At 68.9% G+C, this 19,433-nt stretch carries 15 protein-coding genes; 8 read left to right on the forward strand and 7 right to left on the reverse strand.

Annotated features, from left to right (window positions below):
• Window positions 1-23 precede the first annotated feature (23 nt).
• From EJV47_RS21605 to EJV47_RS21615, 3 genes are all read right to left on the reverse strand, one after another.
• Window positions 24-3,866, reverse strand: coding sequence for a T9SS type A sorting domain-containing protein (locus EJV47_RS21605; RefSeq protein WP_126695293.1), 3,843 nt, complete (start codon window positions 3,864-3,866; stop codon window positions 24-26).
• A 547-nt stretch (window positions 3,867-4,413) separates the two neighbouring features.
• Entirely contained in the window at window positions 4,414-4,902 is a 489-nt protein-coding gene (locus EJV47_RS21610) for a YdeI/OmpD-associated family protein (RefSeq protein WP_126695294.1), read from the reverse strand.
• 12 nt (window positions 4,903-4,914) lie between these two features.
• On the reverse strand, window positions 4,915-6,045 hold the full coding sequence (locus EJV47_RS21615) for a glycosyltransferase family 4 protein (protein ID WP_126695295.1): 1,131 nt from the start codon (window positions 6,043-6,045) through the stop codon (window positions 4,915-4,917).
• 184 nt (window positions 6,046-6,229) lie between these two features.
• On the opposite strand from EJV47_RS21615, the gene EJV47_RS21620 reads away from it, so the two are divergent.
• Window positions 6,230-8,704: a glycoside hydrolase family 31 protein gene (locus EJV47_RS21620; RefSeq protein WP_243651259.1), complete on the forward strand. Its 2,475-nt coding sequence runs from the start codon at window positions 6,230-6,232 to the stop codon at window positions 8,702-8,704.
• Window positions 8,705-8,854: 150 nt separating this feature from the next.
• On the opposite strand, the gene EJV47_RS28480 is transcribed toward EJV47_RS21620, so the two are convergent.
• From EJV47_RS28480 to EJV47_RS21635, 3 genes are all read right to left on the reverse strand, one after another.
• Window positions 8,855-10,078 carry an esterase/lipase family protein gene (locus EJV47_RS28480; RefSeq protein ID WP_207895958.1) on the reverse strand — a complete coding sequence of 408 codons (1,224 nt, stop codon included), beginning with the start codon at window positions 10,076-10,078 and terminating at the stop codon, window positions 8,855-8,857.
• A gap of 313 nt (window positions 10,079-10,391) precedes the next feature.
• On the reverse strand, window positions 10,392-11,312 hold the full coding sequence (locus EJV47_RS21630; RefSeq protein WP_126695296.1) for a T9SS type A sorting domain-containing protein: 921 nt from the start codon (window positions 11,310-11,312) through the stop codon (window positions 10,392-10,394).
• 174 nt (window positions 11,313-11,486) lie between these two features.
• A complete protein-coding gene (locus EJV47_RS21635) occupies window positions 11,487-12,278 on the reverse strand; it encodes a rhomboid family intramembrane serine protease (RefSeq protein ID WP_126695297.1) in 792 nt (263 codons plus the stop codon).
• A gap of 129 nt (window positions 12,279-12,407) precedes the next feature.
• Between EJV47_RS21635 and EJV47_RS21640 the strand changes: the two genes are divergently transcribed.
• From EJV47_RS21640 to EJV47_RS21670, 7 genes are all read left to right on the forward strand, one after another.
• Entirely contained in the window at window positions 12,408-12,767 is a 360-nt protein-coding gene (locus EJV47_RS21640; protein WP_126695298.1) for a hypothetical protein, read from the forward strand.
• Window positions 12,768-12,917: 150 nt separating this feature from the next.
• On the forward strand, window positions 12,918-13,130 hold the full coding sequence (locus EJV47_RS21645; RefSeq protein WP_126695299.1) for a hypothetical protein: 213 nt from the start codon (window positions 12,918-12,920) through the stop codon (window positions 13,128-13,130).
• Between the two features lie 46 nt (window positions 13,131-13,176).
• Entirely contained in the window at window positions 13,177-13,575 is a 399-nt protein-coding gene (locus EJV47_RS21650) for a hypothetical protein (RefSeq protein ID WP_126695300.1), read from the forward strand.
• A 129-nt stretch (window positions 13,576-13,704) separates the two neighbouring features.
• Window positions 13,705-15,027 (forward strand): serine hydrolase, encoded by a 1,323-nt coding sequence (locus EJV47_RS21655; protein WP_165903872.1) that lies wholly within the window; start codon window positions 13,705-13,707, stop codon window positions 15,025-15,027.
• A gap of 80 nt (window positions 15,028-15,107) precedes the next feature.
• Window positions 15,108-15,848: a DUF434 domain-containing protein gene (locus EJV47_RS21660; protein WP_126695302.1), complete on the forward strand. Its 741-nt coding sequence runs from the start codon at window positions 15,108-15,110 to the stop codon at window positions 15,846-15,848.
• A gap of 94 nt (window positions 15,849-15,942) precedes the next feature.
• Window positions 15,943-16,587 carry a M15 family metallopeptidase gene (locus EJV47_RS21665; RefSeq protein WP_126695303.1) on the forward strand — a complete coding sequence of 215 codons (645 nt, stop codon included), beginning with the start codon at window positions 15,943-15,945 and terminating at the stop codon, window positions 16,585-16,587.
• Between the two features lie 201 nt (window positions 16,588-16,788).
• Window positions 16,789-18,600: a family 10 glycosylhydrolase gene (locus EJV47_RS21670; protein ID WP_126695304.1), complete on the forward strand. Its 1,812-nt coding sequence runs from the start codon at window positions 16,789-16,791 to the stop codon at window positions 18,598-18,600.
• On the opposite strand, the gene EJV47_RS21675 is transcribed toward EJV47_RS21670, so the two are convergent.
• Window positions 18,586-19,404: a hypothetical protein gene (locus EJV47_RS21675; RefSeq protein WP_126695305.1), complete on the reverse strand. Its 819-nt coding sequence runs from the start codon at window positions 19,402-19,404 to the stop codon at window positions 18,586-18,588. The two genes, EJV47_RS21670 and EJV47_RS21675, sit on opposite strands and share 15 nt — an antisense overlap.
• Window positions 19,405-19,433: the final 29 nt, after the last annotated feature.

Genomic DNA, 19,433 nt, shown 5'->3' on the forward strand with positions numbered 1-19,433 from the left:
TTGTGGCATTGGGCGGGGCCGGGCTACTGTTTTACCAAGCGCCCGGTCTGCGCGCCGCTGCGCACGATGTACACGCCGGCAGGGAGGGCGGCGGGCAGCACCAGCCGGGCCTGACCGGCCGCATCGGCCGTGGCCGCCAGCACTACCCGGCCCAGCACGTCCACGACCTGCACCGCCGCGCCAGGGGCCGCGCCGCTGAGGCGGGCGGCGTGGGCGGCGGGGTTGGGGTACACCGCCAGGGCGGGCGCGTCAGCCGCGGGCCGGCGCACGGCGCGCACCTCGGAGTAGCTGAACGTGCCGTCCTGGTCGATTTGGCGCAGGCGGTAGTAAAGCAGCGGCGCGCCGGCCGGCAGGTTTTCATCGAGTAGGTGGTAGTGGCGCGGGCTGGTGCTGTGGCCGGCCGCCGCCCGGCGGCCCACCCGCGCAAACGTGCGTCCGTCGAGGCTGCGCTCCACCTCAAAGGCGGCACTGTTCTCTTCCTGCGCCGTAGCCCAGGCCAGGCGCACGGCGCCCGGCCCGTCGGGCGCCGCGGTGAAGTCCGTCAGCACCACGGGCAGCACGGTGTTGGTGGGCAGCAGGCCCAGGAAATCGGTCTGGCTCCCGATGGGCGCGCTGAGCACGAAGCTGTTGAAGGTGGCGGCCGGCACCACGGTCCCTACCACGTACACGTTGGTGCCGCGCAGGGTAAGGCCGTAGCCTTCGTCGGGGCCCGCGCCGCCGCCGGCCTGGGCCCATTCGATGCGGGCCGTGTTGATGGAGCCGTCGACGAGGTCGGTGTAGCGGGCTACCACTAGGTCGCGGGAGCTGGTGCTGCTGGCCCCCGCCTGCTGGAAAGTGCCCGCCGTGGTGCCGTTGCCGCCGAAGCGCACGGCGTTGGCATCGGCCAGGTCGTTGGTGACGAAGCCGGTCACGTACACGCCCGTATTGTCCACCGCCACGCCAGCCCCACCGTCGGCGCCGGAGCCGCCCCCGGTCTGGGTCCAGCGCAGCGTAGCCGAGGTGCCGTTGTCGGTGTACTTGGCCAGCACCAGATCCGGGCTGCTGGTGCCGCTGGTGCCGTTCACCGGCGCCGTGCCGGGGGTGGTGCCCGCGCCGCCGAAGCGCACGGCGTTGCCGTCGGCCGCGGTATTGGTGATGAAGCCCGTCACGTACACGCTCGTCCCGCTCACGGCCACGCCGTAGCCCGCATCGGAGACGGTGCCGCCGCCCACCTGGCTCCAGCCGAAGGTGCCGGTGGTGCCGTTGTCGGTGTACTTGGCCAGCACCAGGTCGTTGCCGGTGCCGCTGTTGACGCCGTTGGTGCTGGCCCCGTTCTGCTGCACGCCGGCCAGCGTGGTGCCGCTGCCGCCGAAGCGGGCGAGGTTGACGTCGCTCAGGTTATTGGTGAGCTGGCCCACCACGTACACGCTCGTTACCCCGCTCACCGTGGCCACCGCCAGGCCGTAGCCGGCGTCGGTTTCCCGGCCGCCGCCCACCTGGCTCCACTGGAACGCGGCCGAGGAGCCGTTGTCGGTGTACTTGGCCAGCACGATGTCGGTATTGTTGCTGATGGAGTTGCCGGAGGCGCCGTACTGCGGCGCGCTGCCAGCCGTAGTGCCGCTGCCGCCGAAGCTTACCCGGCTGCTATTGGTCGTGTTGTTGTGGATGTGGCCCGTCACGTACACCTTGGTGCCCTCCACGGCCACGGCGTAGCCCTGGTCGTTGCCGTAGCCACCGGCTATCTGGTTCCAGGCCAGCGTGGCCGACGTGCCGTTGTCGGTGTACTTGAGCAGGAACAGGTCGAAGCTGGCCGCGTCGTTGTTCACGTTGACCCCGTTGACCGGCACCGTGCCGGCCGTGGCGCCCGTGCCGCCGATGCGCACCAGGTTGGCGTCGGTCCGGCTGTTGAAGAACGTGCCGGTGACGTAGATGCTGCTGCCGCTCACGGCAATGCCGTTGGCGCCGTCGTTGCCGTTGCCGCCCCCGCTCAGGGCCCAGGCCCAGGTGCGGGTACCGGGCACGTACTTGGCCACGAAGAAGTCGTTGGCCGTGCCGCCGCTTTCCCCCACGCCATCGGCCGTAAGGACGGTGCTGCCGAATGTTATCTGCCCCGAGAAGGAGCCCGTCACGAACACGTTGCCGGCCGCGTCGGTGGCCACGGCCCGGGTAGTACTCAGGCCCCCGTGCGCGGGCGAGGCCACGGCTAGCCAGCTGCCGTCGGCCGCTGCCAGGGTGCTGATGGTGGCGCGCACGTCGCGGGTGCCGGCCAGCTGGGCGGTGCTGGCCGCGCCGAAGCTGAAGCCCGTGACAGTGGCGTTTACCTGACCGCCCACGTAGAGCGTGCCGCCCCGCAGCGCCAGGTCCTGGCCGTATTCCTGGCGCGAACCGCCGGCCGTTTGCGTCCAGTCCAGCGTGGCCGAGCTGCCGGCATCGGTATACTTGGCAATCAGCGCGTCGACGCTGTACACGCTGCTGGCGCCGGGCCGGGCTACTGCGGCCAGCGTGGTGCCGCTGCCACCGAAGCGCACGGCCCGCTCATCCGCCGTGGAGTTGGAGATGTTGCCCGATACGTACACGTCGGAGCCGCTGGCGGTAACGGCAATGCCGCCGTCGGACTGGTTGCCGCCGCCCACCTGGCTCCACTGGAACGTAGCCGAACTGCCGTTGTCGGTGTACTTGGCCAGCACCAGGTCGTTGCCGCTGGCGGTACTGGCCCCGGCCTGCGCCGCCGTGCCGGGCGTGGTGCCCGTGCCGCCGAAGCGCACGGCCTGGGCGTCGGCGCGGGTGTTGGTAATGGAGCCGGTCACGTACACGCTCGTGCCGCTGACGGCAATGCCCGCGGCTTCGTCGCCGGCCGAGCCGCCGCCCACCTGGCTCCACCCGAACGTGGCCGAGGCGCCGTTGTCGGTGTACTTGGCCACCACAATGTCGCGGCTGCTGGTGGCGTGGGCCCCGGCCTGCGCCGCCGTACCGCCGAAGCGCACGAGGCTGGCGTCGGCCTGGTCGTTGGTGATGTAGCCCGTCACGTACACGCTCGTGCCGCTCACGGCAATGCTGCTGCCCTGGTCGAAGCTGGTGCCGCCGGCCACCTGCACCCAACTCACGCTGGGCGAGGCGCCGTTGTCGGTGTACTTGGCCACTACGATGTCGCGGGTGTTGCTGGTGCTGGCGCCGGGCGCGCTGGTCGTACCGCCGAAGCGCACGAGGCTGGCATCGAGCTGGCTGTTGGTAATCAGGCCCGTCACGTACACGCTGGTGCCACTCACGGCCAGGTCGATGCCCGCGTCGTAGCCGGTGCCGCCCGCTGCCTGTACCCAGCTCAGGGTGGCCGAGCTGCCGTTGTCGGTATACTTGGCCACGATCAAATCGTCGTTGGTGGCGCCGCTGCTGCTGCCGGGTACGGCCACCGAGGCGGTGCCGCTGCCCGTATCGAAGCGGACGCCGTTGCCATTGGCCGCGTTGTTCTGCGTGGTGCCCGTCACGTACACGCTGTTGCCGCTGATGGCAATGCTGTTGCCGGTTTCGCCCCCGGTGCCGCCGCCGCGCACGGCCCAGGCCCAGGTGCCGGTGCCGGGCACGTACTTGGCAATAAACAAGTCGGTGGTGCCGGCGCTGGTGAGGACGGTGCTGCCAAAGCCCACCTGCCCGGTAATGGTGCCGGTAACAAACACGTTGCCGGCGGCATCCAGGGCAATGCCCCGCACCAGGGACGTGCCGCCAAGCTGGCTGCTGCTGCCAATGGTGGCGTCGCTCCAGGCCGGGGCCTGGGCGCGGGCCGTGGTCGGGCCCAGCGCCAGCCAGCACCACGCCAGCTGCAGCAAATACCAGGGGGCATGCCGGCCGGGCAAGGTCCGGGCGCGGTCAAAAAGGAGGTAAGGGTTTGTCATGCAATGGGTGTTGGGGAGAGGGGACGGAATGAGCAGCGTCGCTCAGGTAGACTACTCTTAGCCGAGTAGTGGCGGGTAAAGTTACTAGCAGACAATTGTTTATGCCGGCTGGTGCTTTCGTTTGGGTAAGGTCACAAAGCCGCCGCCGGCCGCCGCCAAAACAGCGGCCCGTAACGCGGTACCCCCAAAGACTTCGTCCGCTGCCCTCGGCTGCAAGGAGCCGCCAACCTGCCACTCGGCGCCGCGCGAAACCAGCGCCAACCCAGCTCGAATACCCTGCGCACGGACGGTGAACCGAGACCTGCGTCAGTTCAATAGCAGCCTAGCTGGCATTCTGGGTTGCCGCATTCCTGTCTCCGTTTCTGCCCATTGAATAGGGCCGCGCCCGGAACCCGAAACTACCGAGCAGTCCAAACGGGCGGGGCCACGCCGGCAGCGCCCGGCTGTGGCCGGGCGTGCTCCACTCATTGCAAACGCACCTACCCGGCCGCCGGGGCCGCGGTGCGGACGGGCAGTACCAGCCTGAGCCGTTGCTAGGGCTGGCCTTTTAGCTGCGCTTGCGCCCGGCCTTGATCATTTCCACGGCCTTGCTGATGCGTTCGTAGCGCGTCTCCGTTTTCTTGGCCGACTCAATCCAGCGGGTGTACTCGCGCTGGTGGGTGTAGGCCATGTCCTCGAAGCGCTGGCGCAGGCCGGCTTGGCTGAGGGCGCGGGCAAAGTCCTCGGATACTTCGGCCACGCGCGGCTCTGTGTCGCGGGCCAGCTGCACCTGCACGGTGTTGCCCCAGGTTTTGCCAATGGAGCCGCGCACCTGTTTCGGCACGCCCAGCAGGTGCTGCCCGTCGCCCATGGGCACCAGGGAGCCGCGGTAGGGAAAGCCGTCGAAGGTGGCCAGCACTTTTACCTGGGCGCGGGTGCCGTAGGCCTCCTTCACGTCGAAGGGAATGACGACGAACACGCCGCCGTTTTCGCTTTCCAGCTCCAGCTCGGCTTCGAAAGTATGCTCGGGGGTGAAGGCGGGGAAATCGGAGGGCATGGGCGGGTGGGGTTAAGCGTAAAAACGGGAATCGAGCACCAGGGCGGCGCTCAGGTCGGGCGCCGCGGGCAGCACGTACAGGCGCTCGGCGGGCAGGCGGTAGCGCTGGCGCAGGCGGGCGGCGGTGGCTTCGTCGGGCACCAGAATGCGGTCGGCCTGGGGCAGGGTGATGCGCTCCAGGGCTTCCACCCAGCCGCGCTCGGCCGAGGGGGCCAGGTCGGTGGCCAGCTGCGTAACCTGCAGCACCAGCGGGCGGCGCGTGAGCTGGCGCAGCTCTACGCCGGCCAGCCAAGTGTGCCAGTCGGGGGCAAAGATAAGCTCGAACGGCGACTCGAAGGCCAGCCGGGCGGCGTGCCGGGCGTACTGAATGATGCGGAAGTTGAGGTCGGCCGCGTTGTTGGCGGCCCCGGCCCGGAGCAATTCTTCGTCCTCGGCGTCCAGCCCGGAGGCGTCGGGAGCGGGCAACTCGGCGGGCCCGGCCGGGGCAGGCGCCAGAGCGGCCGGGGCGAGGTCGGCGGGCACAGCGGGCCGCTCGACGGCCACCGGCGGCAGCGGCTGCTCCGTGGCCAGCTCGGCGGCTTCGGCCGGGCCGGGCTCGGCGACGAAAGGCGCGTCGGCCGGCGGGCTGGGCAGGGCGGCCACCGGAATGCGGTAATCGGGCACCGGGGCGGCCTGCAGCGGACTGAGCGGCGGCGTCTCGGCGTGCGTGGCGCCGGCGTAGGGCGCGGGGGGCACGGCTACGGGCTGGCCCGGGGCCGGGGCCGGAGCCGAGGTACGGGCCCGGGCGCCGGCTGCCGGGCGGGCGGGGTAGGCGGGCGGGGCTGCGCTGCTGCCCAGGTAGGGCGCGGCGGGCACGGCCACCGGGGTGCCAGCGGCGGCGGGGGCGGACTGGGGCTGGCCCACGCCGCGGCCCACGTAGGGGAAGGCCGGCACCCGGTGGCCCAGCTGGGGCAGCACGGGCAGCGGCGGCGTCACGTCCAAGGACTTGTGGCGCAGGCCCGCCGTAGCGGCGGCCGGCAGCGGCTGGGCCGTCCACAGCTCGGCGGCGGTAGTGGGCGGGAGGGCTAGGGCGAAAGGCAGGGCAGTGGACGTATCATCCCAGCCCAGCAACAGCACGGACGACGGGGCGGCAGGCATCGGCATAGAACGGTGTACGTGGGCCGCGAACCTACGGCCGGCCGCGCGGGCAAACAAGCCGCCCGCGCAGAAAGGCCCGGAATCAGGCCCGCGGCACACCCAAATCGGTGTATCTTCGCGGCTTCCGTCCGGCGCATCGGCCCGGGCGGGCGTTTTTTCAGCCGCTCCCGTAGCCTCACACCTGTTTGCCATGGATCAGTCGATTCAGGAGAATAATTACATGGTCAACGACCTGGCCCAGAAGGGCCGCCAGGAGTTTTATCCTGGTCGGGTCGTACGCGCCGAGGTCATTCCCGGCACCGCCGATTTCCGCTTTAGCTGCGACAACGGCGTCGTCCTGCTGGTGCAGGTCATTAGCGACAAGATTCTGCGTTTCCGCTACAGCACCGACGGCCACTTCGCCCCCGATTTCAGCTACGCCTTCGAGCAGGGCGCCCCGCAGCGCCAGGGCGTGAGCATGCTGGAGTTCGTGGAGAAGGACGACCACTACCGCCTCACCACCAGCCGCGTCATCTGCATCGTGGGCAAGGAAGGGCTGCACGTGCGCGTGCTAAACCGCTCCGGCGTGGTGCTGATGGAGTACGAGAAGGGCTTCCACTGGGAGTACGACTGGGAATCCGGCAACGACATCGTGAAGATGAGCCAGCAGGTGCAGCCCGGCGTGCACTTCTACGGCCTCGGCGACAAGCCCGCCAACATGAACCTGCGCGGGCAGCGCTTCTGCAACTGGGGCTCCGACACCTACGGCTACGAGAAGGGCTCCGACCCGCTCTACAAGAACATTCCGTTTTTCCTGGCCCTGCACCAGAAGCTGGCCTACGGGCTGTTCTTCGACAACTCCTTCAAGAGCTACTTCGACTTTGCCGCCGAGCGGGCCGACGTCACCTCGTTCTGGGCCCACGGCGGGGAAATGAACTTCTACTTCATCTACGGCCCCACGCTCACCGAAGTCACCCAGGACTACACCCGCTGCCTTACCGGCACGCCCGAACTGCCCCCGCTCTGGGCCCTGGGCTACCACCAGTGCAAGTGGAGCTACTACCCCGAAAAGCTGTTCCGCGGCATCGGGGCGGAGTTCCGGAAGCGCCAGATTCCCTGCGACGCGCTCTACCTCGACATCGACTACATGGACGGCTACCGCTGCTTCACCTGGAGCCCGGAGCACTTCCCCGAGCCCGAGAAGATGGTGCGCGAGCTGGCCCAGGACGGCTTCAAAACCATCGTCATCATCGACCCGGGCATCAAAATCGACCCGCAGTACCCCGTCTGGAAGGAGGGCTTCGAGCAGGGCCACTTCTGCCGCCGCGCCGACGGGCCGCTGATGAAGGGCTCGGTGTGGCCCGGCCTCTGCCACTTCCCCGATTTCACCAGCCCCACGGTGCGCGAGTGGTGGAGCGGGCTGTTCAAGGGCCTGATCCAGGACGTGGGCGTGCGCGGGGTGTGGAACGACATGAACGAGCCGGCTGTGTTCGAGAAGGGCACCTTTCCCGACGACGTGCGCTTCGACTACGACGGGCACCGGGCCTCGCACAAAAAGGCCCACAACATCTACGGCATGCAGATGGCCCGGGCCACCAACGAGGGCGTGAAGCGCTTCGCGTACCCCAACCGGCCCTTCACCATCACCCGCAGCACCTACTCCGGCGGGCAGCGCTACTCCTCGGGCTGGACCGGCGACAACATTGCCAGCTGGGAGCACCTGTGGCTGGCCAACATCCAGTGCCAGCGCCTGAGCATCTCGGGCTTCTCCTTCGTGGGCTCCGACGTGGGCGGCTTCATCAACACCCCCGACGGCGAGCTGTACGTGCGCTGGGTGGCCCTGGCGGCCTTCCACCCCTTCTTCCGCACCCATAGCTCGGGGGACCACGGCGACCAGGAGCCCTGGTCGTTCGGGGAAGAGTACGCCGACCTCGCCAAGCACTTCATCGAGCTGCGCTACAAGCTGCTGCCGGTGATGTACACCGCCTTCTGGCAGTACGTGCAGCAGGGTACGCCCATCCTGCGCCCCCTGGCCTTCCTCGACCAGACCGACGCGCAGAACTACCAGCGCATGGCCGAGTTCGGGCTGGGCGACCATCTGCTCGTCTGCCCCATCACCCAGGCCGGCGCCGACGGCCGCTGGATGTATCTGCCCAAGGGCCAGTGGTACTACTGGTGGACCGATGAGCGCAAGGACGGCGCCGCCGAGGTGTGGGCCCCGGCCGGCCTCGAGCGGATTCCGCTCTACGTGCGCGCCGGTGCCGTCATTCCGGCCCGCCCCGTGATGCAGTACACCGATGAGCGGCCCGTCGCGGAGCTGACCCTGCACGTGTACCACCTCGAAGGCGAGGAAACCAGCACCCTCTACGAGGACGCCGGCGACGGGTACGGCTACCAGAACGGCGAATACACCGTGCGCACCTTCGTCACCACCGGCACGGTGATGAGCCTGAAAGTGCAGCAGCACACCGAAGGCGACTGGGTGCCCACCTGGGGCACTTACCGCGTAGTGCTGCACGGCCTGCCCCCGCTCACGGCCGAGCAGCTCACCGCCGCCGCCGACGGCGCCACCGTGGACGTGCGCGTGCTGCCCTCCGTGACGGGCGGCCAGGACCTGCCCCAGCTAATCGTGCCCAGCGGCTTCCGCGAGCTGACCATCAAGACCGTGGCCCCGGCCAAGAAGTAAGCCGGCTGGACCACCGAGCAGGCTGCATAAGTTTTTGCTGCTTCCGGATTATTTAGGCCGGCCGGTGTTATAAAATTTTGCCGGTGAGCAAAATTTTATAACACCGGCCGGCCTGTTGTTTCCGCAGGAACCCGGGGCAACGTTGGCCGCTCAGACCAGCCGCGCCCGAATGTACTCGTACACGTCGGCGTCGGCCAGGAGGGTGCCGTGGTGCTGGCGCGGAAACACCTGCACGGCTACCTGCTGGGCCCGGCGAAACACGCTGCCGGTGGCCGAGCCCCCGCCCACCAGCCCGTCGCCGAAGTACTGGGCCAGGGCCGATTCGGCGTTTTTGAGCAGGGAGGCCGCCAGCACGTGGTACTGCACGCCCGGCAGCGGCGGCACGTTGGTGCGCGGCGGCAGCAGGTCGTCGGCGTGCGGGTTCTGCCAGTCCTCGTCCACCAGCCGGGCGTGGCGCAGGTCGCGGATACCGTGGCTGCGCCGGTCGATGGTATCGGCCAGCAGGCGGGCCAGGCGCAAATCGAAGCGGCGTAGGGCCAGGGCCGTCAGAAAGCTGTTCTGCTCCAGAAACGAGCCCTCGTTGGGCACGCCCAGCAGAAACACCTGCCGCAGGTGGGCCAGCCAGGTGGGGGAAGCCGGAGGAATGAGCGGGGAAGGCGGGGCGGGCTGATTTTCAGCGCCTGCTGCGTCGGGGGAAGCAGAAGCCGGCGGGGCAGAAGCAGTATCGGGCAACCACGCGGCGCCGGCCGGTTCGGCTTTCGCGTCCTGGGCCGCTTCTTCCGTCCTCATACGTTCTTCCTCACTTGCATAGTAGCCCGCCGAGCGAATGACCAGCCCGCCCATGGAGTGGCCCACCAGCGTGAGGTCGGTAATGGCGTCGGGCCAGGCCTGCAGGAGCTGGGTGAGCAGCTGGTGCAGGGCGCGGCCGTTTTCGCTGATGTGCAGGCCGGTGTTGTAGCGCACGTACAGGCAGCGCACGCCCAGGTCTTCGGCCAGGCGCGGGCCGTAGCGCAGCAGGCCGGCCGGCCCGGTTTGCCAGATGTGCTCGTCGCCCATCAGCCCGTGCAGAAATACCACCGTGGGCCGCGGTCCGTCGCTGAGGTTGAGGTCGATGGCGGGCACGTCGGCGTCGCGCAGGCGGAAGCTGAGGCGGATGGCGCGCTGGTCGCCGCGGGCGGCCAGCTGGTCGCCGATGGCGCCGTTGAGGGCCGGCAGCAGGAAGTGCCGGTAGCTGCGGCCGGTTTGCAGCAGGGCTTCCAGGCCGGTGAAAGGCGCCGTGACGGCGCGGCGCAGCGTGCCGGCGGCCCGCCGCCAGCGCGAAGGCCGCGGGGCCGTGGAATCGTCGGACGACGGGACGAGGGGAGAAGCAGCCATCAGCAGCGGGGAAAACGGACGCGGCAAGGTACGCGCCCGGCGGCAGACGAGTTGAGCCCATAAGGTCGGCCCGCGAAACCGACGGGCCCGCCGAAACCAGGTTCGGCGGGCCCGTGGGGTAGAGAAAACGCAGCGGCGGAATTCGGCCGAAGCAGCTGCACAAGCCCGCTTGGCGCAGCCGGCGGGTGATTCGCGCAAGAGCCGAAGCGCAAATAAGTAGACGGAACTGCGCGGGGCCTCCTACTCGCCCGCGGCTCGTCGCGAACTAACCGCCGGCTGCGCCAAACGGATTTTCGGGCTACGGCGCACGGGCTTAGTTCAGCATCAGGCGGCGCACCACGGTGCCGCGGGGCGTGGCCAGGCGCAGGGTGTACACGCCCGGAGCCTGCCCGCGCAGGTCGACGGGGCGGCCGGTAACGACGGCGCCGGGCGCCACGGGCGGCTGCCGCAGCACGGTGCGGCCGGTGGCGTCGGCCACGGTGAGCGTGCCGGCTACCAGGTCGTGGTCCTGCTCGGCCCGCACCTTAAACCAGCCGTCCTGGCTGGGGTTGGGGTAGGCCACCAGGGCCCCGGCCAGCATCGGCTCCCGGGCGGCAGTGACGGTGTTGGTCAGCGTCAGGTCGTCGAGGAAAAGGATGCCGTTGGCCGAGCCGTTGTTGCCCACAAACACGTTGTAGAGCGAATCGGGGGCCAGCGCCGAGGTGTTGGTGTAGATAATTGGCACCTGGCCGAGGCGGTAATCGGCGGTGCTGGCGTTGGGCGTCAGCGCCAGCCCGCCCCCGCCGATTTCGACGCGGCCGGCCCCGCTGCCGCGGGTGAGCATCACGGCCGCAAAGGTGGTGTCGTTGACGCTGCCCTGGTACTTGTACCAGAACTGCAGCGCGGCCGGGCGCGCGGCGCAGGCCATGCCGCCGGGGTACTCGCTGTCGAAGTCGCGGGCAGCGCCCAGAATCAGGAAGGCGGGCAGCGACGCCACGCCCAGGTTGGCGCCCTGCAGCTTCAGGGCCGACTGACCGCCGTGCTTGTCGTTGGTTTGCACGGCCGTGGTGAACGGAAAGGGGAATGGGCCGTTGCTGTAGATCTGGTCGGAGGTGGTCCAGCCCGTCGGGGTATTGACCTGGCCCGACAGCGCCCAGGTTTCGAAGCCGCCGTTGGCAATAGCGGGCAGCGTTTGGGCCTGGGCGCCGAGGGCGGCCGTCAGCGCCAGGGAAAGGGAAAGTAGCAAGCGTTTCATAGCGGGTAGGGAGAAAGAGGGCGAAAAGAGCGGCAACCGGCGCAGGGCCTGCAACCGTTACAAAAGTACCGGCCCCGATTCCCGGCGTCAATCGCACAAAAGGGTGAGGAGTGGGGTAGGGCGCGACATGCTCAGGATGACGGGCTGGTTATCAACTCCTACCCGCTTACCCGCCTACCCCCATACCCTAACCTTGCCACGCCGCAGCAGCGGCCAGGCCAGCAGGGCGCCGCTAATCAGGCCGCCGAGGTGGGCGGCGTGGTCGATGCCGGGCTGCAGGCCGGTGGCGAAGTTGGCCCCGATGATGTAGAGCGTGTGCACGAACAGGGCGGCCCGCGCCGGGCGGCTGAGTTGGGCGGCATTGGTAGCGGTGAGGGTAAGCATGGCCCCGTATAGCCCGAAAATGGCCCCCGAAGCGCCCACGCTGTTGACCCAGCCGGGCTGGTGCCACCATAGGCTGGCCAGGCTGCCGCCCAGGCCGCTGAGCACGTAGGCCGCCAGTAGCCGCCCGCGCCCCACCAGCGGCTCCAGCAACGCCCCGATGACGAGCAGGGCGTAGGTATTAAGCAGCAGGTGAGCCAGACCGCCGTGCAGGGCGCAGGCCGTGAGCAGCCGCCACCACTGTCCGCGCAGCACCAGCGGGGTGAAGTTGGAGCCCCAGCGGATGAGGTCCTGCCCGCTGGGCTGCAGCGCGTCGACGCCCGCGGCCACCATCAGCAGAAACACCAGCCCGTTCAGGGCGGCCAGGGCCAGGGTGAGGGCCACGCTGCGCAAGGGGGGAATGCGGGCGGGCGGCTCGGGCGGCGGGGGCGGCTCGGGCGCGGGTACCTGCCCGCGGCGGCGCAGCTCGGCCCAGGCCGCATCGACCAGCGCGGGCGCGAAGGCGCCGGGGTGCTGCGTGAGGTAGAGCAGCTCCGCGTCGGTTTTGCGGGCAAAGGCTGCGGCCAGGGGCGAACCAGAATCCATGCCACCGCGTCCCGCTACAAGCCTGCCAACGTGCCCCGGCCCGCCATCTTGGCAAGCCCAACCGTAGGAACCGCCCTGCTAGCCTGCCGTATAGCCAGTATTGCAACTCAGAACCTAACCCACCACACCATGACACCCGACCCCATTCAGGACGAATCCTACAACCAGGAAACCAACGCCCGTCCCGCCGGCCGCCAGTACGAGGCCGAAGCCACCGCCTCGGGCCAGCCCAGCTCGGAGCAGGAGCGTCAGCCCCAGGGCCGCTTCGGCATGGGCGACCGGATGAACGTGCAGACCGGCGACAACGCCGACGACAACTCCGGCAGCGGCGGCAACGCCGACGGCCGCGCCACCACCGGCCACAGCGTGAGCCGCGGCACCCAGTACGACACGCCCGGCAACGCCGCCGAAGGCGACGTAGGCGGTAGCACCACCTCGGCCGGCACGGCCACCTCCGCCGGCCAGCCCGGCCAGGTCCCCGGACTGTAATCGGTGAGATGGTGAAGTGGTGAAATGGTGAGTGTCGTTCCGATTGCGCGAAATGCGCGGGGCAGCGCCTCCCGAACATCAACTCACCATTTCACCATCTCGCCATTTCACCAATACGCCGCACCAACCCACCCACACCACCCACCAGCTATGAACAAGGGTCAAGGCAATTCGACCAACCAGGAAAGCAGCGGCGCCGACAAAGTAGGCGTGGCCAACAGCGGCCAGAACCAGTTTCCGCTGAAAAAAGACGCCCAGGACGACACCAAGCAGCAGGACAAGGAGCAAGGGCAGGCCAGCGCCGGCTCACAGGTGCGCGACGAAGCCAAGCACCTGCGCCGCAACGACAACGCCACGGACTAAAGACCGGTTTTCCGCGCTTGATTTCCCCCACTTACCCACCCACGCTATGAGTCACAACCAGAACAAGCCCGCCCCCGGGCAGGCGCCCATCGATAAGACCAGCCCCGACGGCAACGTGAACCGCAGTGAGCAAAAGCACCTGGGCAACGCCAGCCCCGGCAGCCCCGAGGCCCGCGGCAGCAGCCACGGCCAGCACGACGGTAACCACGGCAACGACCGGGACAACCGCAACGAGCAGCCCGCCAGCGGCCAGAATGCCAAGGGCAGCAGCCACCGCGGCGCCCAGCTCTCGGCCGACCAGCAAAACCAGGGCGGCGGCCAGGACTCGGAGAAAAAGCAGAACCAGAGCCAGCCCAAGGGCGAGTCGAACTACTACGCCAACGGCGGCCTCTCGCGCAGCTCCGCCAACGACGGCGGCACCATTGAGGATTCGCAGAATCAGTAAATGGCTAAATGGCCGGATGGTTAAATGGCTACTTGTTCTGACGACAGAACGACCAGCCATTTAACCATCCGGCCATTTAGCCATTACCAAAAACCGGTTCATCGGCCGCAGGAAGTATCTTCCGGGCTGATGAACCGGTTTTTTGCGTTTGTAGCCTTCCTGCTGATGGCCGGCCCGGCGCTGGCCCAGCCCGGCAACCCCCTGCGCCGGCTGCTGCGCCGCGACACAGCGGCCGTGATGCGCCGGGTGCTGGCCGACCCGGCGGCGCACCGGCTGCAGCTTATCTACACCCAGATTCGGCGCGACGCCCAGGGGCGGCCCTCGTTCCGGTCCTACACCTTCCGGCTGCGGCCCCGGGAGTATTTCTACCCGGCCAGCACGGTGAAGCTGCCCGCGGCGGCCGCGGCGCTGGAATGGCTGCACTTCGGCACCTCCATGGCCGACATCGTCGTGCGCGTGGGCATGGCGCCGCCGGGGCAGCGCTACACCGTGCCGCGCCGCAATACGCCCCTGCAGATTGATTCGGCCTATGCGGGGCAAACGCGCGTGCTGGCCGACAGTACGGCCCCGGCGGGGCGGCCGACCATCGAACACTACATCCGAAAGGTGCTGCTGGTCAGTGATAATGATGCTTTCAATCGACTCTACGAGTACACCGGGCAGCGGGCGCTGAACCGGCTGCTGCGGGTGCACGGGTATCGGCGCAGCCGCATCATCCACCGCCTGTCGGTGGGCGACGCCGAGCCCGGTTCGCGTTATACCAATCCATTCCGGTTTTCCATCGACAGCGCGGGCACTGCAAAGACGCTCCGGCAGCCGCCGCGCTACAACTCCGGCCCGCTGCCCCGCCTGCGCGCCGGCCACTACCGCGTCGGCCGGGCCTACCTGCAGGGCGGCCGCCGCGTGGAGCAGTCTTTTGATTTCAGCACCAAGAATAATTTCCCGCTCCGGGAGCAGCAGCGGGTACTGCAGGCACTGTTATTTCCGCAGGCCGGGGCGCGCCGCCAACGTTTTTCCCTCGATTCGGCCGACTACCCCTTCCTGCGCAAGTACCTGAGCCTGCCGCCCCGCCTGAGCCAGTATCCGCGCTACGACGCCAAGGAGTACCCCGACAACTACGCCAAGTTTCTGCTCGTCGGCGGCCCGCCGGCGGCCCTGCCCGAGGGCGTGCGCATCTACAACAAAATCGGGCAGGCCTACGGCTTCCTCATCGACAACGCCTGCATTGTCGACTCGCTGCGCGGGGTGGAGTTTATGCTGTCGGCGGTGGTGTACTGTAACCAGGACGGGGTGCTCAACGACGACCAGTACGACTACGACACCGTGGGCCTGCCCTTCCTGCGCCGCCTGGGCCAGCTGGTGTACCAGTACGAGCTGACGCGCACCGACGAGCGGCGCCGCGCCCAGGTACGGGCCTACTGGTCGGCCCCGCACGAGCGGGCCACACCCTGACGGCCGTTTTTGGGACCAGCCCGGTTAGGAATTCTGACGCGTTGCCGCGCAACTTGCTGCTCCGTCCGACCCTTTCTGCTATGCGCCCTGCCGATACCCGCCACCGCGGCCCGCACCCCGCCGATAATGAGCTGTTTGCCCCCCGCTGGCTGCCGGTGCTGCGCCGCGCCGTGGCGGAGCTGGCCTGGCTGCTCACGCGCGGCTATCCGCCCAGTGCCACCCTCAAGCTGGTAGGCGACCGGTACGCGCTGACCGAGCGGCAGCGCTGGGCCGTGGGCCGCGCCGCCTGCACCGACGAGCAGCACCGGCACCGCGCGGCCACGCAGCTGCCAGCCACCAGCCTGGCCGGCCGCCCAATGTCCATCGACGGCTTCAACCTGCTCATCACCCTCGAAACGGCCCTGAGCGGCGGGGTGGTGCTGCGCGGCCGCGACGGTGCCCTGCGCGACTTGTCGAGCATCCACGGCACGTACCGGGCGGTGCAGGAAACCGACCGGGCCATCCGCCTGGTTGCCGCCGCGCTGCAGCCTCTCGGGCCCGGCCCCGTGCGCTGGCTGCTCGACCAGCCCGTGTCGAACAGCGGCCGGCTGGCCGCGCGCCTGCGCGACGTGGGTGCCGAGCTGGGCTTGGAGTGGACGGCCGAGGTGGTGATGAACCCCGACCACGTGCTGGCCGCCACCACCGACGTAGTGGTAACCTCCGACTCGGTGGTGCTCGACCGGGCCGGCGGGGGCTGGCTGAACCTGGCCGCCCTGGCCCTGGCCGCCGAGCCGCCGGCCTGGCTGCTCGATTTAAGCCAAGACGAAGGGCAAGTACTGTAGCCGGGCCTGCCGGGGCCGCTCGGCCGTAAGCTCGCCGACTCCGCCTATTTTTACCATCGGCCGCCCGCCGCGGCCCCCTGCAACGCCTCTGCCCATGATGGTTCAGCAAGCTCCCGCCCCGCCGCCCGGGCCCGTAGTCGTGGCCGACGTGGGCCAGTACCGCCGGCAGGTGCAGCGGGATGCCCGCCACGAGCTGGTCGATTTGGCCGCCTTCGTGCCCGGCCTGCACCTCGACATTCGCTACGCCACGGCCAACAACCTCACCGGCAAAGTCATTTACCCCGAGGCGGCGGCTTTTCTGCGGCGGCCGGTGGCCGAGGACTTGCGCCGGGCCGAGCGGGAGCTGAACCAGCTGGGCTACGGGCTGAAAATCTACGACGCCTACCGGCCATACACCGCCACGCGCCGCCTCTACGAAGCCCTGCCCGACCAGACCTACGCCGCCCCGCCCACCCGCGGCTCCCGCCACAACCGCGGCTGCGCCGTCGACGTGGGCCTGGTGGACCTGAAGACCGGCCGCGACGTGGCCCTGCCCACCGATTTCGACGCCATGACGCCCGCCGCCCACTCCGATTACCAGCAGCTGCCGGCCGCCGCCATCCGGCACCGGGCGCTCCTGCACCGGGTGCTGGCCCGGCACGGCTTCGTGAACTACCCAGCCGAGTGGTGGCACTTCGACCACCGCGGCTGGGAGCAGTTTCCGCTGCTGGACCTGCCTTTTGCCGCGCTGCGCCCGTAGCGCGGGCTTGAGCCCGCGTCCTGCAGATAGTAATTTTAATCGTCATTGAAGCAGGCCGCGCAACGACTAACGTTCGGGCGGACGCGGGCTAAACCGAAGGAAGGCGGAGCCAAGCCCGCGCGACATGCGTAATTTGCAGCGGGCGAACTGCCGGTAGCCAGTGCGGGCCACCGGCCGGAGTCGCCCGCCGGATTCCTGTTGATGCGTTGTCGTTTGCTTTTGGGCGCCGCTGGGGCGCTGTTCCTCGCTCATTCCCTGTCGGCCCAACCTTCGGCCGTGCTGCCCTCGGCGGCCCTGAAACCCGCCGTCATTACCACGCCCATTCCTTCGCCGCCGCCCAAGCGGGAGCTGCGCGGGGTCTGGATTGCCACCGTCGAAAACATCGACTGGCCTTCGCGCCGGGATTTGACGCCCGAGCAGCAGCGCCGGGAGTACATCAAGTTGCTGGATTCGGAGCAGCGCACGGGCATCAACGCGGTGTTTGTGCAGGTGCGGCCCGCTTCGGATGCCTTCTACCAGAGCAGCCTGGAGCCCTGGAGCAAGTGGCTGACCGGCCGGCAGGGCAAGGCGCCCGGCTGGGACCCGCTGCCCTTCCTCATCGAGGAGGCCCACAAACGCGGCATGGAATTTCACGCCTGGTTTAACCCCTACCGCGCCAGCACCGACACGACCACCGCCCGCCTGGCGCCCCAGCACCCGTACCGCCAGCACCCGGAGTGGTTTCTGCGCTACTCGGGCAAGCTGCTCTACAACCCCGGCCTGCCCGCGGTGCGCGCCTACATCACCCAGGTTATTATGGACGTGGTGCGCCGCTACGACATCGACGGGGTGCACTTCGACGACTATTTCTACCCGTACCCCGAGGCCAAGCAGGTCATTCACGACGAGCAGGCCTACGCCCAGTACAACGACGAGGGGCTGAGCGTGCCCGACTGGCGCCGCCGCAACGTGAACCAGCTGGTGCAGCAGGTGCACGACTCCATCGACGCGGAAAAGCACTGGGTGAAGTTCGGCATTTCGCCCTTCGGCGTGTGGATGAACCGCAACGAGGACCCCGAGGGCTCCGACACCCGCGCTTTTCAGGGCCACACCGGCCTCTACGCCGACGCCCGCGAGTGGCTGCGCCAGGGCTGGGTGGATTACGTGCTGCCGCAGCTGTACTGGAGCACCAACTTCAAGGCCGCTTCCTACGCCACGCTGCTGGAATGGTGGAGCCGCAACCGCTTCGACCGGCACCTCTACATCGGGCAGGGCGCCTACCGCATGCTGGAAAGCACCAAGTCGGATACCACCTGGCGCAGCCCGCGGGAGCTGCCGCGGCAGGTGCGCCTGAACCGCTCGTACCCGCAGGACATCAGCGGCAGCGTGTTTTTCTCGGCCAAATCGGTGCTGCTGAACCCGCTCAAAACCACCGACTCGCTGCGCCAGAACCTGTTTCAGTACCCGGCCCTGCTGCCCACCATGCCCTGGAAGGACGCCGTGCCGCCCCGCTCGGTGCAGCAGCTCACGCTCACGCGCGGCGGCGGCCCGGTCACGCTCGTCTGGCGCCCTGGCCCGGCGGCGGCGGATGGCGACTCGGCCTCGGCCTACGTCATTTACCGCTTTGCCCGCGGCGAGCAGCCCAGCCCCGACGACCCGCGCCACATCCTGACCATCATGCCGGGCATGCGCCGCCCCACGCTGGCTTACGTGGACACGGCCGCCCGCTTCGGCACCGAGTACGCCTACTACGTGACGGCCCTGGACCGCCTGCACAACGAAAGCAGCCCCCTGCGCGTGACGACCATCGGCTCGGTGGCCGGCCCGGTGGTGGCCCAGGCCACCGAGCCCGCCACGCCCATTGCCACCGCGCCCAACCCGAAGAGCCAGCCCGTGGTGACGCTGCCCCCGGCGGAAACCAGTGCCCGGCCCGGCGTGAGCAAAACGACGGCCGGCAACAACGTCACCATCAAGACCAAAACCAAGGCCAAGCCGAAGAAACGCGGCTTCTTCGGGCGCTTATTCGGGCGGTAGGCAGCGGGCCCGGCGGCCTTGCTGCAGCAGCCAGCCGGCCAGGCCTTGCGTGCTGCTGCCTTCGCGGTGAAGCCAGAAACGGTACTGGCCCGGCGTCTGCGCCTCCAGCAGCCAGGAAGCCCCGTCGCAGCAGTCGGCTATATCGTTCGACACGCCGGACTGCGCGGGCAGCGTCTGCTCGAAGTGCCGGAGCACTTGCTGCCGTTGGGCCGCGGTGAGGGCGAAAGTAGTGTCACAGACCAGTTGGGGCGGCTGCCGGGCCCAGGCTTCGTAGGCGCGGTGCTCGGGCGTGGTACTGGTGTCGCGGGGAATGAGGCGCCCCGCCGCATCGCGCAGGACGGGCGGCGGGGGCGGGGGCGCCGTGGGCCCACCGATGCGCGGGTGCCGGTCGAGCGTCTGGATGCGCAGCTGCGCCCGGCCCGGGGCCGTTTCGCGCACGGTGAAGAGCGTGGTGTAGTCGAAGCCGCTGTGGCGCAGGGCCCGCCAGGTACGCCCGGGCTGGGGCACGTTGGCCAGCACCGGGGCGCCGAAGTAGTACAGCTCGGCCGAAAGGTGCGTCAGAAAGTCATGCCGGGCGTCGCGTGACGAGCCGGGGAGGTCTTCCGGGTAATACGCGTACAGCGAGTCGACGGGCGGCAGGTAGAAGGTAAGCGAGTCGTGGGGGCGGCCCTGCGCGTCGGACACGGCCGGGGCGCGGGGGAATATGTACGCTGGCGTGGCGGCCGGCTGGTCTGGGGTAGCTCGGTCACAGCTGCTTAGCAGTGGATAAAGCAGCAGAATCCAAAGCAGCCGGTAAGTGGGCATCAGGAGGGAAGCAACAACGGGAATACCTA

This window comes from Hymenobacter gummosus, from assembly GCF_003970915.1.
Taxonomy (GTDB): Bacteria; Bacteroidota; Bacteroidia; order Cytophagales; family Hymenobacteraceae; genus Solirubrum; species Solirubrum gummosum.

Excerpts from the sequence above, each read along its gene's own strand:
- EJV47_RS21605 (WP_126695293.1), bottom strand. The coding sequence starts at position 3,866 with ATGACAAACCCTTACCTCCTTTTTGACCGCGCCCGGACCTTGCCCGGC.
- EJV47_RS21610 (WP_126695294.1), bottom strand. The coding sequence starts at position 4,902 with ATGCCCTCCGATTTCCCCGCCTTCACCCCCGAGCATACTTTCGAAGCC.
- EJV47_RS21615 (WP_126695295.1), bottom strand. The coding sequence starts at position 6,045 with ATGCCGATGCCTGCCGCCCCGTCGTCCGTGCTGTTGCTGGGCTGGGAT.
- EJV47_RS21620 (WP_243651259.1), top strand. The coding sequence starts at position 6,230 with ATGGATCAGTCGATTCAGGAGAATAATTACATGGTCAACGACCTGGCC.
- EJV47_RS28480 (WP_207895958.1), bottom strand. The coding sequence starts at position 10,078 with ATGGCTGCTTCTCCCCTCGTCCCGTCGTCCGACGATTCCACGGCCCCG.
- EJV47_RS21630 (WP_126695296.1), bottom strand. The coding sequence starts at position 11,312 with ATGAAACGCTTGCTACTTTCCCTTTCCCTGGCGCTGACGGCCGCCCTC.
- EJV47_RS21635 (WP_126695297.1), bottom strand. The coding sequence starts at position 12,278 with ATGGATTCTGGTTCGCCCCTGGCCGCAGCCTTTGCCCGCAAAACCGAC.
- EJV47_RS21640 (WP_126695298.1), top strand. The coding sequence starts at position 12,408 with ATGACACCCGACCCCATTCAGGACGAATCCTACAACCAGGAAACCAAC.
- EJV47_RS21645 (WP_126695299.1), top strand. The coding sequence starts at position 12,918 with ATGAACAAGGGTCAAGGCAATTCGACCAACCAGGAAAGCAGCGGCGCC.
- EJV47_RS21650 (WP_126695300.1), top strand. The coding sequence starts at position 13,177 with ATGAGTCACAACCAGAACAAGCCCGCCCCCGGGCAGGCGCCCATCGAT.
- EJV47_RS21655 (WP_165903872.1), top strand. The coding sequence starts at position 13,705 with ATGAACCGGTTTTTTGCGTTTGTAGCCTTCCTGCTGATGGCCGGCCCG.
- EJV47_RS21660 (WP_126695302.1), top strand. The coding sequence starts at position 15,108 with ATGCGCCCTGCCGATACCCGCCACCGCGGCCCGCACCCCGCCGATAAT.
- EJV47_RS21665 (WP_126695303.1), top strand. The coding sequence starts at position 15,943 with ATGATGGTTCAGCAAGCTCCCGCCCCGCCGCCCGGGCCCGTAGTCGTG.
- EJV47_RS21670 (WP_126695304.1), top strand. The coding sequence starts at position 16,789 with ATGCGTTGTCGTTTGCTTTTGGGCGCCGCTGGGGCGCTGTTCCTCGCT.
- EJV47_RS21675 (WP_126695305.1), bottom strand. The coding sequence starts at position 19,404 with ATGCCCACTTACCGGCTGCTTTGGATTCTGCTGCTTTATCCACTGCTA.